The 13,515-nt window shown below is 56.9% G+C and carries 11 protein-coding genes and 1 tRNA gene; 3 read left to right on the top strand and 9 right to left on the bottom strand.

The window, feature by feature from the left end; all coding sequences use genetic code 11:
- The first annotated feature begins 86 nt into the window (after positions 1 to 86).
- Positions 87 to 176 (top strand) — tRNA-Ser (locus ACO0LO_RS02820).
- A 399-nt stretch (positions 177 to 575) separates the two neighbouring features.
- Here ACO0LO_RS02820 and ACO0LO_RS02815 read toward each other — a convergent pair.
- The 4 genes from ACO0LO_RS02815 to ACO0LO_RS02800 form a co-directional block, all read right to left on the bottom strand.
- On the bottom strand, positions 576 to 1,847 hold the full coding sequence (locus tag ACO0LO_RS02815; protein ID WP_422962662.1) for an alpha/beta hydrolase family protein: 1,272 nt from the start codon (positions 1,845 to 1,847) through the stop codon (positions 576 to 578).
- Between the two features lie 64 nt (positions 1,848 to 1,911).
- A complete protein-coding gene (locus tag ACO0LO_RS02810; RefSeq protein ID WP_422962661.1) occupies positions 1,912 to 2,403 on the bottom strand; it encodes a hypothetical protein in 492 nt (163 codons plus the stop codon).
- 30 nt (positions 2,404 to 2,433) lie between these two features.
- Entirely contained in the window at positions 2,434 to 3,393 is a 960-nt protein-coding gene (locus ACO0LO_RS02805) for an alpha/beta hydrolase fold domain-containing protein (protein ID WP_422962660.1), read from the bottom strand.
- Between the two features lie 129 nt (positions 3,394 to 3,522).
- Positions 3,523 to 4,860 (bottom strand): serine hydrolase domain-containing protein, encoded by a 1,338-nt coding sequence (locus tag ACO0LO_RS02800; RefSeq protein WP_422962659.1) that lies wholly within the window; start codon positions 4,858 to 4,860, stop codon positions 3,523 to 3,525.
- Between the two features lie 189 nt (positions 4,861 to 5,049).
- Between ACO0LO_RS02800 and ACO0LO_RS02795 the strand changes: the two genes are divergently transcribed.
- Positions 5,050 to 5,691, top strand: a complete 642-nt coding sequence (locus ACO0LO_RS02795) for a TetR/AcrR family transcriptional regulator (RefSeq protein WP_422962658.1) — start codon at positions 5,050 to 5,052, stop codon at positions 5,689 to 5,691.
- 540 nt (positions 5,692 to 6,231) lie between these two features.
- Here ACO0LO_RS02795 and ACO0LO_RS02790 read toward each other — a convergent pair.
- From ACO0LO_RS02790 to ACO0LO_RS02770, 5 genes are all read right to left on the bottom strand, one after another.
- On the bottom strand, positions 6,232 to 7,119 hold the full coding sequence (locus tag ACO0LO_RS02790) for an ABC transporter permease subunit (protein ID WP_422962657.1): 888 nt from the start codon (positions 7,117 to 7,119) through the stop codon (positions 6,232 to 6,234).
- A gap of 8 nt (positions 7,120 to 7,127) precedes the next feature.
- Entirely contained in the window at positions 7,128 to 7,952 is an 825-nt protein-coding gene (locus ACO0LO_RS02785; protein ID WP_422962656.1) for a taurine ABC transporter ATP-binding protein, read from the bottom strand.
- Positions 7,925 to 8,923, bottom strand: a complete 999-nt coding sequence (gene tauA / locus ACO0LO_RS02780; RefSeq protein WP_422962655.1) for a taurine ABC transporter substrate-binding protein — start codon at positions 8,921 to 8,923, stop codon at positions 7,925 to 7,927. Before tauA ends, ACO0LO_RS02785 begins: the two co-directional genes overlap by 28 nt.
- A gap of 278 nt (positions 8,924 to 9,201) precedes the next feature.
- Entirely contained in the window at positions 9,202 to 10,419 is a 1,218-nt protein-coding gene (locus ACO0LO_RS02775) for an acetate/propionate family kinase (RefSeq protein WP_422962654.1), read from the bottom strand.
- Positions 10,407 to 12,770, bottom strand: a complete 2,364-nt coding sequence (locus ACO0LO_RS02770) for a phosphoketolase family protein (protein WP_422962653.1) — start codon at positions 12,768 to 12,770, stop codon at positions 10,407 to 10,409. The genes ACO0LO_RS02775 and ACO0LO_RS02770 overlap by 13 nt, the downstream gene beginning before the upstream one ends.
- 420 nt (positions 12,771 to 13,190) lie before the next feature.
- Between ACO0LO_RS02770 and ACO0LO_RS02765 the strand changes: the two genes are divergently transcribed.
- Positions 13,191 to 13,499 carry a hypothetical protein gene (locus ACO0LO_RS02765; protein WP_422962652.1) on the top strand — a complete coding sequence of 103 codons (309 nt, stop codon included), beginning with the start codon at positions 13,191 to 13,193 and terminating at the stop codon, positions 13,497 to 13,499.
- The last annotated feature ends 16 nt before the right edge of the window (positions 13,500 to 13,515 follow it).

Below are 13,515 nucleotides of genomic sequence, written 5' to 3'. Positions count from 1 at the left end.
CAAAAGTGCGCAGAAGCAGCAAATTTGCAGTATACTCATGGGCTCGGAAGCTGAAGCGATAGAAATATTGCTTCTACAACCGAAAAGGAAGTGTGGCCGAGTGGTTGAAGGCACCAGTCTTGAAAACTGGCGACGGTGTGAGCCGTTCGTGAGTTCGAATCTCACCGCTTCCGCCAAATTCCCAAATGCCCGCGTCGCGGGCATTTTCATTTCCGGAAGCAGAAAGCCACCTGCGCAGCTTTCGGGGGAGATTCGAAGGGAATCGCTTGCAAGCGATTCCGCGGCCTGCAGCATGTAGGCGAATCTCACCGCTTCCGCCATCAATTCTTAATTAAGCTATTGATATTCAAGGGCTTTTTTATTTTATGTGACGCTTTATGCGGCTGTCTTTTTTCTCGCAGGATTCGATAAAATCGTCATAGTTGCGGAGACGTCTCCGCAACTCGCCTGTTTTTCGTTAGCGAGTTGGGTTGACCTTTTCGCCAAAACGCCGGTAGACGAGCTTGGTGATTTGCTCTTTTGTGTGCCTTGGCAGCTTGCTTGCGTCGCTCAGATTGTCGATCCAGACTCCGCGATCACTTGATAGCTGACAATGTCTCATCCAGCCAGTCATATGCGCGAGCATAGGCAAGGCGGCTCGCACCCATTTGGCAATGCGCTCCCGCACCCTCGGCGTCAGTGAACTTGATCATGGCTTTAGGGCAGGTAAGATGATCATAGAGTTGTTGCGCTTGCCCCTGAAAGAACAGATCTTTCTCAGCCTGAAGCACCAGTGTCGGACACTGAATCTGCTCGGCAATCCCATCGCGCAGATGGTAATCCATGTTCGCAGCCATGAACGCACGCGGACTGTTCACGCCGAACGAGTACATGCCGTGCGTGAAGTACCATCGCGCGACACTATTGGTCTTCATTATCTGTTCCAATATTGCATCGAGCTCCGGCGCGTTCTGTGCGAAAAGCGTGGCTTGCGCAGCCTCGCGCTTCTCCGCTGGAATCAATTCAAGCATCGTGGCGCCCATATCGTAGACGCCGTCATCCGAGATGCACGCAGCCAGGCGATGCTCGAAAGCGGCCGCGCGCGGTGAGAAATAGCCGCCGAGGCTTTCGCAATGCAAGGCAATCCGCTTGGGGTCGACTTCCTTACGCGTGAGGGCATAGTCGACGACCGGCGTAACGACCGACTCCCAGTTGGGTCGAAAATGCAATCCCTGACTATGGACCGATGAATATTGCCCGGGCCCATCGACTACCAGGACGTTGAAGCCTCGCTCGACCGCTGCGCGGGCGCCGTTCCAGTGCATTTCTTCGGGAGATCCATCGAAGCCGTTAAACATCAGCAAGGTCTTGCGCGGCTTCTCCGAAGTGTCGGCGTTATGGAAATAGCCGGTCAAGGTCGTGCCCTCGAAAGGAATCTGCACGGGCTCTATCACGGGCGTGAAAAGGGCTGCTGCTTCGCGATAACAAGCGGTACTCCGCTCGAAGGCACGCTTCACACGCGGATCGTCGGCGTGGGCGTGCAGGAAGAATTCGGCGCTGCGATAGTAGCTACTGCAGCGCAGATAGTTGTCGCGGGCGCTGATCTTATGACCCTTCTTGAGTTGAGCTGCCGCTTCGTCCGCGAGGCGGTCGGCAAATGTGCTGTGCGCGTCATACCAGCTGTCGTAGTCACCCGATTTTATTTGCTTGGCGATGGCGATGACCTCCCCGAAGAGCGCGCCACCGTATTCTGCGGCGCCGAACAGTCGTTCGATCTCGAACCAGAATTGTGGATCGTCTTTGAACAGCAAAGCCTCAGTACCTGTGTTTGCGGGCGCCTCGGCTTGAGAGATTTCTTTGCGATTCATTTTGATGCTCCTTATTGAAGTTTGAACGTATGAGAAGTGGCGATGCATTGTGTATAGGCGTGCGTCAAACGCCCAACTGAACCCGATTCCATTCCTGGCGGATGATGCTGACGCTCATCGAAACGATTTGGCACACGATCTCTTGTCCTTCGTGCTGCAGATCGCGGTCGGGTGCCGCCGTGCGCAGGAGCACGAACATCCCGTCGATGATTTCGAGTAATTGCTGGTGCTGCGGCTCGGTGGGATTGGTCATGAGCCGTATCTTGTTCGCCGAATAAATGAGCTTCCCGTACACCTGCAGAAACTCTGATTCGGTCTTGATCACGATCCGGCCATCGTGAATGATCTTTTCCCGCCCTTGGCCTACGATCGCGACTTCTGAGCAGAAATGCGCGATGGCATCTCTGAACTCGTCGATCCACCGTTGCCGGTTGCCAGACCGAACCGTCGCGTTGATCTGGGAACGGGTGGCATAGATTGTCACCAATGGTCCGGCGACCGAAGCGATGAGTGCAGTTAGTGCGCTGACGAAGCTGATAAGATTGATGCCTGACATTGGTGCCTCCCTAAGTCGATGTATCCTGGGTCAGTTCTTCGCAAAATGGGCAATGTCGTTTGCAGTGTCACGCGCGATATCCGAACAAATGACCGGTAGAATTTCGATGCCGTGGCAGGCACCCATTACCTGGCGGCAGCGGGCCGACACGCCGTTATTCAAGAGCAGCCTGTAGAAAGCGATGCCTTCATCGCGGAAGGGATCGCACTCGTAGACGGTGATGATGACGGGCGGTAGCCCCTCGACATCGTCCCGCTGAGCGAAAGCAGGCCACGCGAGAGGGTTGCGCGCCTCGAAAGCTTCAATGCCGTAGGCCATAGTGGCGCGGTTGTTCTGCACTGAGATGAAGATCCCGTCATTCTCGGTCGAGGACGGATATTGCGGCAAGGGCCACGCCCCGGCGATAAAGGGACACATCGCATAGATGCCTTGGATCAGGGCAAGGTCGCCGTCGCGCTTGAGCTTCATGCCGAGAGCCAGGCCAAGATTAGCGCCTCCGCTTTCTCCAGCCACGGTAATACGGGTGGGGTCGATGCCGAGCGCCGCAGCATTGGCCTGGACCCACTTGAGACCCGAAACGCAGTCGTTCAGGCCAGCAGGAAAAGGCGCGATTTCAGGCGTGGCACCGGCATGCACCGAGTTGCGGAATTCCACCATGGCCACTGCCACGCCGCAAGCAGCGATCATGCGTCCCCAGGCCTTGTAATTACCTGTGTAGCAAGTGCTGAACGCCATGCGCCCGCCGTGAATGTAGTAGACGCAGGGCAGTGCTTCCTCACTATCCGGGCGGATAAGCTGGATTTGAACAATATTGCCGTCGGGTGTCGACGTGAAAGTCTCTGTATGCACGGTAAGACCGGAGGACGGGGCGAGTTCTTCGCTGTCCATGCTGTCGAAAAACGCGATCTGTTGGGCATAGATCGCGCGGCCCTTTTCGGAAAGTTCTTGTGCCAGCAGTTCCTCGCGGCTGCTGACATTGGGTTGCGGCATTCCGGTGGTTTGCCTGCAAAGAACGCCTTGATGCGAGGATCGAGGCGGAGGTCAGTGTCCATCTTTGAAGTCATTTGGAGCTCCAATCTTTGAATAGGGAGAAGTAGGTGATCGTTTGGTTAAGGGTACTTAGAGGGCGGGATCAACCAGCGCGCCATAGATGATTGAGCGCGAAATCCCGCGGATATCGGCGACGGGGTACGGGCGCCCCGTCATGGCGTTACCCGCACTTTCTTGTTGAACCATACCGACGACGATCATGTCGTTGACCGGATCGACCCAGAACCAGGTGCCATGGACGCCGCCCCAGTAGAAGCTGCCTTTTCCAATAGCGCCGCCGTTGAAATCCGCATGTGCCGGATCAAGCACGAGGCCTACGCCCATCCCGTAGCCGATGCCGGTGAATGGTTGGTCGAAATGCATTGATACACCCGCCGGCAGTAGATTGCTGATCATCAGCTTGACGGAGCTTGGCGAGAGAATACGGACGCCATCGAGTTGCCCGCCATTGGACAGCATCTGCGCGAAACGCATGTAGTCCTGGGCGGTGGAGTAAAGTCCGGCGATCGATAGCAGGTACTTTGGCTTAACCCCGGGGGCATTCCCGACGAGGGTAGGGAAGGCTGACTGGTCGGCGGCGAGTTTTAGGTTGAGGTTCTCGTCCAGCGTGTAGCGCGGCGCAATTCGCTCGCGCTGGCTCTCCGGGACGCCGAAGCCGGTGTCCTTCATGCCCAGCGGAATAAAGATGCGCCGCTCGAGAAACGTGTCTAGGTCTTCGCCGGCAATGCGGCGAATGATGGCACCCCATACCTCCTGTTGTAGACCGTAGCGGAATTCCGTACCTGGCTGGGACTCTAGAGGCAGCTTGGCCAACTTGGCGATCATGTCGTCGGCGGTGCCGCTCCAGAGCCCGGCGGCGGCATACAACTCATCCACCTTTATGTTGGTGCTGCCGACGGCGGGGCCAAAGGCGAATCCGGCAGAGGACGCCATCACATGACGCAAGGTCATCGGCCGATCAAGCGGTATCAGATCGTCGTTCTTCATCACCTTTAGGTCGGCGAACTCAGGAATGAACTTGGTGACCGGATCGTCGAGCTGCCACTTGCCCTCTTCATAGAGCAGCAGCATTGCCACGGCGATGATCGGCTTGGTCATTGAGGCGATGCGGAAGATCGCGTCTTCACGCAGCGGCTCCTTGCTTCCGAGCACCTGAAGGCCTGAGCGCTGGAACTTCACCAGCTTGCCATGGCGGGCGACCATGACACTGATTGCGGCATAATGGCCGGCGTCGATTTCCGCCTGCATTGCGGCGTCCAAGCGAGCCAGGCGTTCAGAGGAGAAGCCGACCGAGGTTGCAGTGGCCACCGGCAGTGGCGTCGCCATGCTGGCGCTGACGTCGGGGAAAAGCGAGCGGCCTTCCAATCCAGGTATTTCATTTGATTCGGTATTGTTCGTATTGCTCATGAGAGGCATCCTGGGGTTGATTTGCTTCATCGGCTTTCGCCGGGCAAGAGGGCCATCGACGCCCCGCTCGCGGCGAGTCCAGGATGGCTACATAAGGTGGATAATATTCGTACTACGTGGTACGATGTTATTTTGCAGTGCTAGGAAAGCGCTGTCAACAAAAATCGTACTAAGTGGTACGAATATTTTATGATAGAAAAAAAATTGCCCCCTTCCAGCCGCCGTGAGCAAAACAAAGCCGAACGGCGGGCCGCCATCGTCGAGATCGCGTCCCGCTGCTTTCGGGAGATTGGGTATGGAGGCACCACTATGTCGGCGATCGCCCAGGAGATGGGCGGCTCCAAGGGTACGCTCTGGAGCTACTTTAGTACAAAGGAGGAACTTTTGGCCGCAGTCATCGATAGTGCCACCGCCGCATTTCATTCTTTCCTGGCGACAGCATTGGACCCTGAGAAAGACATACGTGCAGTGCTGACCAGCTTTTGCGAGACCATGTTTGAAAGAATTTCCAGGCCGGAAGCTATCGGCTTGCAGCGCCTTGTCATATCTCAAGCGGAACGCTTTCCGGAGATCGGGCGCCTTTTTTACGAACGCGCGCCCGCTTTCAACCAGGCGGCGTTGACCCAGTTCTTCAGCCGCCACATGGAGAAAGGCAATATTCGACCTGACGATCCCAGTGACGCCTCGCGCATGCTGCTCGATATGTGCACCGCGGGCTATCACGACCGTGTGCTCTACGGCCTCGAGCCCCAGAATAAAGCGATAGAACAGAGAGAAGCGGCGCGCGTGGTCAAACAATTTCTGCGCTGCTACGCTTCAGAAAAGGTATAGCCTCAGAATTTTTCTGAATCAACGGACGCAATCTCAAGAACGTTTCACATGACAGGGCTGCAGAAAGACCGCGAATCTCGAGGAACTCATTGATGCGCGTTCCTGTAATTACGCACCATCTTGTCCGAGATGTCTTTTGGATAGCAGAGCGGAGAACGTTCTCTCGGCGGCCATATGCACTTCGGCCACCGAAAGAACGCCGTTCTTCATCGTGTTGTGGATTTGCGCTGAAATTTAATCCACTTACAGTCCGTGTTAGACCGAGTACTGAGCTAGTACAAGTACATATAAATGGAGAATATTTACTTGGAACGTAAGGCCACGTTAGATAGCTGGAAGACGCACGTCATTCATCGTAGCGAATTCTTTCACAATGTCAGCAATGCAACTTAAGAAAATCTCTTGAGTATCCGTTCTAATTGTTCTGGCATATTTGCCAAGTGCGTCTTTGGTTTTTGACTCCCGAAGCCACGCTAAGGTGGCACCCAATATGTCCGGCTCTTCCTGGGTTAAGGATTCAATTTCGAGTCAAGCTTTGCTTTAATCATGCGCCTTCCATGGCACCAGCCGGCGCTCCAGCCTGCGCATGAGCAGATCGAATAGATATGCGACGATGCCGATGAGGATGATGCCCATTACCACGATGTCGGTGCGCAAGAAGTTCGAGGCATTCAATACCAGTTGCCCGACGCCGGCCGTGGCCGCCACCATTTCAGCTGCGACCAAGGTGGTCCAGCCGAAGCCGATGGCAATCCTCAATCCGGTCAGGATATCTGGCAGTGCCGCCGGCAAGATCACATGGCGCAATAGTTGCCAGCGGCTGGCGCCCATTGACAGCGCCGCATGTAGCTGCTCGGATGGCACCTTGACGACGCCGGCACGGGTAGCTACTGCGATGGGCGCAAAACAGGCCAGGTAAATCAGCAAAATTTTAGCTGTCTCGTCGATGCCGAACCAGATCACGATCAAGGGCAGATAGGCTAGCGGCGGCAAGGGACGATAAAATTCGAGCAGCGGGTCGAAGATGCCTCGTACGACGCGGCTGGTGCCCATCAGCAAGCCCAGCGGCACGGCACTGATCGCGGCCAGCAGGAAAGCGCCAAACACGCGTGCCAGGCTCCAGGCGAGATGCTGGAGCAAGGGCAGGCCGCCTTGTATGTTGCCGGTCCAGGCTTGTACAGCGGCATCCCATACCGCCGCAGGAGAAGGCAAAAACAAGGGAGCCACCCAGGCTCGTGCAGTGATGGTCCACCAGCCTAGCAGCAGGATGATGATGGTAGCGACGGTGATGCCCAGGGTTTTGCCGCTGCCCGGGCGAGGATATACCCTGGCTGCCGGCAGAGGCAACTTAGGCGGCAGGGATGCGGGCGTTGCAGCTTCGGTCCAGGCGGTATCCGGGACAACAGGTAAGGATGGCGCAGAAGTCATTGTGGTGTTCAGTCAGGGTGGTGCACAAGCTGCAGCAGGCGTTCGCGCCAGGCAATGAAATCCGGAGATGACTTGACCGCGCGGGCATCGCCCGAGGTTAGATAGTCGCGTGAAAACGGCAGCTCGAACTGGTGGGCGATGCGGCCGGGACGCGGAGACATGACGATCACGCGCGAGCCCAGAAACAGCGCTTCTTCAACGCTATGGGTGATGAAGAAGATGGTTTTTTTGCTGCGTTGCCAGACGTTGACGAGGAGCTCCTGGATCGACTCGCGCGTCAGGGCATCCAGCGCACCCATCGGTTCATCCATGAGCAGCACACGCGGATCGTTGGCCAGTGCGCGGGCTATGCCGACTCGCTGCTGCATGCCGCCGGATAGCTGATATACCGGCGCGGAGGCAAATTGCTCCAGTCCGACCAGGCGCAGCTTGTCCAGGGCAATCGCGCTGCTCCGGTTGCGTGCCATACCGCGAAAGCGTAATCCCAGCGCGACATTGTCGACGACGTTCAACCACGGCAGCAGGGCATTTTTTTGAAAGACCACGCCCAGTTCAGGGCCGGGGCCGGTGATCGCCACATCGTCGAGCAAGACCTCGCCTTGCGACGCCTGTATGAAACCGGCCAGGCAATTGAGCAAGGTAGTCTTGCCGCAGCCGGATGGGCCGAGTGCGACCACGAACTCTCCCGGCACAATGCTCAAGTCAACATTGGACAAGGCTATCTCGTCATTGCTTGTGGCGCCGGCAAAACGGACAGACAGCCCGCGTATGTCGAGCCGGCCGCTGCTTTGCGCAGCCGACTCGCTTATTGTGCTGCGGCCTTGCGTACCCATGTTGCATTGACTCCTGTGCTGTAGTCCGGCAAGACCGTCTGGATGGTGCCCTGGGTTTTCAGGAAGGCTGCTGTCGCCGCCAGCGATTTGGCAGCACCACCACCCAGCCATTGCGCGGAAGCCTGCTGCTGCAGGGTTGGAAACTCATACAGTGCAAGGCTGGCGGGAACTTCGGCAGCTTCGGCGCCAGACCATTTTGCAACTGCTTTGATCTGCACTGAATCAGCCGTCCAGGCTACCTTGTGGCTGCGATAATCGTCGTCCGTGGCGGCCAGTAGCTTCACCAGTTCGGTCAGGAAGGCGTCGTTCTGGCGGGCGAAGTCCTGGCTCACGACAATGCCGTCGAAGGTTGCGGTACCGGTCTGTTTGGCGATTTCGCCGGAGGTGATCAAAACCTGTCCGCTTTTCTTCACTTTAGCCAGTACTGGATCCCAGATGAAGGTCGCATCAATGTCGCCGCGCTCCCATGCAGCGGCAATTTCGGGAGGGCGCAGATTAAGAATCTTGACGCCGCGAGGATCAACGTTGGCATGTTCCAGCGCCAGCAAAGCATGGAAATGCGAAGTCGAGACGAACGGCACGGCGATGCGTTTGCCTTTCAGGTCGGCCAGCGTTTTGATGCCGCTGCCATTGCGCACCACCAGCGCCTCGGCGTCATTGATATTGTCCAGAATCCAGAACAATTGGATGTTCAAACCTTGCGACAAGCCGGAGGCAATCGGCGCCGAACCTGCTTCACCTATCTGTACCGAACCGGATGCAAGTGCGCGAATAACGTCAGCGCCGCTGGCAAGTTTGCGGAAAGTCACCTTGTAGCCGGTCTTTTTTTCCAGGTTCTGTACCTCCTGGGCGTAGCGCCAAGGCACCACCATATCCTGATACGCGATCACGACTTCTTTGCTTGCGGCCATAGAGTTCCCCGTGAGGATAAGGCTGGCGGCGAGGGCAAGTGCATGCAGAGTTTTTTTCATATAGGTGATGACCAAGTGGATAGTCGGCCAAGTATAGAAGTCAACTTTGCATCACAAAACGAATTATTTCGACTATGCATATGCGTGTGTTGAGCGATTCGGCAAATGCGGTAGCGATTAAGAGTTTGCGGTAGGAGGGACGAGCGGCGGCGGTTGAGGGCGGCAAAGGTAAACCGCAGCGGTGTGCCATGCTGCGGACAGCAAGCATGCAGTGCTCATCGTTTTTGCAAAAAAATGCAGGGTGGCAGGAAGACACTCGCCGCCCTCTAAAAAAAACCTCAGACCGGATTTTTCGCCAGCAGTGACCAGGTATGAAGTGCAATCTGTTCATCTTCCTGCGAAGGAATGACCTGGACCGTGCAGCGAGGCAAAGAACCATTGGCGGGGCTGTTTTCCGCACCGCCGCGTGCTTCAGCCTTTTCAACCCCGGCCCAGGCCAGCGCTGCACATACAGTTTTGCGCACGGCGGCATCATGCTCGCCGATGCCGCCGGTAAAAACAAGCAACTCCACGCCGCCAAGCGCTGCCATCATGGCGGCGATCTGTTTTTGTACCGAATAGCAAAACATCTGTATCGCCAGCTGCGCATCGACGCTGGAGGTAGCGGCAAGATGCAGCTTTCGCATGTCGCTGCCGATGCCGGAAATTCCCAGCAGGCCGCTTTTGTGGTCGAGCAGGTCTTCCAGCTTCTCTGCATCGAATTTTTTCTCCCGCATCAGGTAAACCAGAATACCGGGATCGAGGTCGCCGCTGCGGGTGCCCATGATGATACCGCCTGTGGGTGTGAGCCCCATGCTGGTATCTACCGATTTTCCGTCTCTGACGGCGGTAATGCTGGCGCCGTTGCCGAGATGGGCGATGATCATGCGCTGCGGCAGTGCTTCTCCCAGCTGGCGTACGATAGATTCGCAGGAAAGGCCGTGGAACCCATAGCGCTGTATGCCTTCTTTGCCCAACTCGGCAGGGAGGGGCAGGGTTTTCGCCAGTTCCGGCATGTCTGCATGGAAGGCAGTATCGAAGCATGCTATTTGCGGTAGATCGCCGAAATAATCTTTTGCATGGCGGACGGCCGATAGCGCGGCCGGGGCGTGCAGCGGTGCAAAGGCGGCAGCGGTCTCCAGCTGCCGCAGGCTTGTTTCGTCGATGATGCAATGCTGCCGTAATGCCGGCCCGCCGTGGACGATACGGTGGCCTATAGCATCCGACGCCGGCAGGCCGGAGTCATTCATCAGTACCGCTATCCTGGCGATGGCTTCCAGCTGGCTGGCAAACGCGGCGCTTTCGGAAACGATTGCCTTGCCACGCGCATCGGTTGCGCTGAACTTGCCGTGCTGGCCGCCTATTTGTTCTGCGGTGCCGGAAATGAGCGCGGTGACGGCATGCTCTTGCACGCGGTACAGCCCGAACTTGAGCGACGATGAACCGCTATTTAGCGCCAGCACATGCAGTGCCTGGCCCGCTTGCTTTGCCGGCGTATGTCCACTCACGGCGTCCATCGCCAGTCCCGGACTTCCGGCATGTCTTCACCATGCTCACTGATATACAGCTTGTGCTGTTCCATGCTGGTCCAGTAGCGCGCTGTGGCTTTTTCTACTTCGCTGCTCAAACGCGGTATGCGCTGGATGGCGTCCAGCGCGAGCTGGTAGCGGTCCAGGTTATTCAGCACCACCATGTCGAAGGGTGTCGTGGTCGTTCCTTCCTCCTTGTAGCCGCGCACGTGGATGTTGTGATGGTTTCTTCTGCGGTAGGTCAGCTTGTGGATCATGCTGGGGTAGCCGTGGAAGGCAAAGATCACCGGTTTGTCGGTTGTGAACAGACTGTCGAAATCCTGCTCTTCCAGGCCGTGCGGATGTTCCTGCTGCGGTTGCAGCACCATCAGGTCCACGACATTGACGACGCGAATGCGGATGTCAGGCACGTAGCTGCGCAGCAGCGTCACCGCGGCCAGGGTTTCCAGCGTGGGGATGTCTCCTGCACAGGCCATCACCACGTCAGGGTCGCCGGCATCGTTGCTGGCCCAATCCCATGTACCGGCGCCTGCGGTGCAATGGCGGACGGCGGCATCCATGTCCAGCCATTGCCATTCCGGCTGCTTGCCGGCGACGATGACGTTGATGTAGTTGCGGCTGCGCAGGCAATGGTCCATGACGGACAGCAGGCAATTGGCATCCGGCGGAAGATAGATGCGTACGATTTCCGATTTTTTATTGGCGACGAGGTCGATAAAACCCGGGTCCTGGTGGGAGAAGCCGTTATGGTCCTGGCGCCAGACGTGCGACGTCAGCAGATAGTTCAATGAGGCGATGGGTTTGCGCCATGGAATGGTTTTGCTGGCCTTCAGCCATTTCGCATGCTGGTTGACCATGGAATCGACAATATGGATGAAGGCTTCGTAGCAGGAAAACAGTCCATGCCGCCCGGTCAGCAAATAACCTTCCAGCCAGCCTTCGCACAGGTGCTCGCTCAGCACTTCCATGACGCGGCCGTCGATGCTGAGGTTGACGTCTACGTCATTCACTTCGGCCATCCATTCCTTGCCGGTGACTTCAAACACTGCCTCCAGCCGGTTTGACGCAGTTTCATCCGGCCCGAACAGGCGGAAATTGTTTTTATGCAGATTGAGCTTCATCACGTCGCGCAGGAATTTGCCGGTGACGCGGGTAGCCTCTGCTTCCACAGTCCCCGGCTGCGGCACGGGAACGGCATAGTCGTGAAAACGCGGCATGGCCAGCGGCTGCAGCAAGGCGCCGCCGTTGGCATGCGGATTGGAGCCCATGCGGCGCTGGCCCGTGGGCGCGAGCTCTGCGAACTCTTCGCGGAACTTGCCGTGCTCGTCGAACAGTTCTTCGGGGCGGTAGCTCCTGAGCCAGTCATCCAGCAGCTGCAGATGTTCGGGTTTCTTAAAATCCGCAATCGGCACCTGGTGTGCGCGCCAGGTGCCTTCCACTGGCAAACCGTCGACAAACTTGGGGCCGGTCCATCCTTTGGGCGTCTGGAACACGATCATCGGCCAGCGCGGGCGTTCTATTGTCTCCGCGGCGCCGTGGCTGCGTGCCTGGCGCTGTATTTCGTGTATCTTTGCCAGGATGATATCGAGCGTGCCCGCGAGGGACTGATGCACGATATGGGGATCGCTGCCTTCGACAAAATGTGGCTCATAGCCGTACCCGCGCATCAGTTCCGTCAGTTCCTGGCGGCTGATACGCGCCAGCACGGTCGGGTTGGCGATCTTGAAACCGTTCAGGTGCAGGATGGGAAGCACAGCACCGTCGCGTGCCGGATTGAGAAACTTGTTTGAATGCCAGCTTGTGGCGAGTGCCCCTGTTTCTGCTTCGCCGTCGCCAATGACGCAGGCGACGATCAGGTCTGGATTGTCGAACGTGGCGCCGTATGCATGGGCGAGCGAATATCCAAGTTCGCCACCTTCATGGATGGAGCCGGGTGTCTCCGGCGCCACATGGCTGGGAATGCCGTAGGGCCAGGAAAACTGGCGGAAGAGCCTGCTCAGTCCATTGCGGCTGCGCTCTATTGCCGGGTAATGCTCGGTGTAGGAACCTTCCAGATACGTATGCGCAACGATGCCTGGGCCCCCGTGGCCCGGACCTATGACGTACATCATGTTCAGATCATTCTGTTTGATGAGCCTGTTCAGATGGACATACAAGAAGTTCAACCCCGGCGTGGTGCCCCAGTGTCCCAGCAGCCGGGTTTTGACATGCTCCAGCGTGAGCGGGCTCTCTAACAGCGGATTTGCCTGTAGGTAAATCTGGCCCACCGACAGGTAATTTGCTGCTCGCCAATAGGCGTTCATTTTTGACAGGAGGTCGGGCGACAGTGGCGTGGTCATGGGGGGGCTTTCCGGTTTTTGCAGTGCGGGGACGTTGCGGCGATTCCTGGATAATTCCTTATGATGGGTATAAGAAATTAAACAAAGCCGGCTGGGAGGGTTCAGGCGTCGAAAGTGAAATTTGCGCCGAAGTCGTGATTGATACTAACGCGGTACGTCAAATGCACTGTGCGTCAGCGCACATAGGGCGCTATATAAGTGCGTTGCATCAGCACGTTACATTTGCACGTTACATCAATGCAAGGCTTGAATGTTTAGCGAGATGCAGTCACCGGCACCGGGTTCGCCGGTTATAGAAGGATAATCTGAGTGGCCTTGTACGCCAGGGCGTACGTCACCGAACAGACCTTGGTCACATAGGAGCTCACCCTCGTCTGAAGCACACGCGATGCTTCGCACATTCCAAAACAAAGGCATGCAATGAATTCGGATCTATTACTGAAATTTCACCGGGGCCAGGAATTTACAAAGAAGGGGGCTGCCCACGTCCATTGCATCGTTCATGGATTTTTTCCTGAAGACCTTTGTTATCTGGTCGAGTACACCAACTCGGGAAACCAGAACAAGATCTCGGAGCATTTGCTGATGCAGCTTTATCATCCGTCAACTGCAGGAGAAAGGCTGAATGCCGCGGGCCACCTTTGCGAAAACATAGGCAAGAATGCCTATACAGAAGAGGATGGCGAACGTATCGTCAAGCTGGACGATCGCGGCAGGAAGGATGGCTGACTGAAAGCCAGCCCGG

The sequence above is a fragment of the Undibacterium sp. TJN25 genome, assembly GCF_049339885.1.
GTDB lineage: Bacteria > Pseudomonadota > Gammaproteobacteria > Burkholderiales > Burkholderiaceae_D > Undibacterium.
This window is presented reverse-complemented; position numbering and strand designations above follow the sequence as displayed.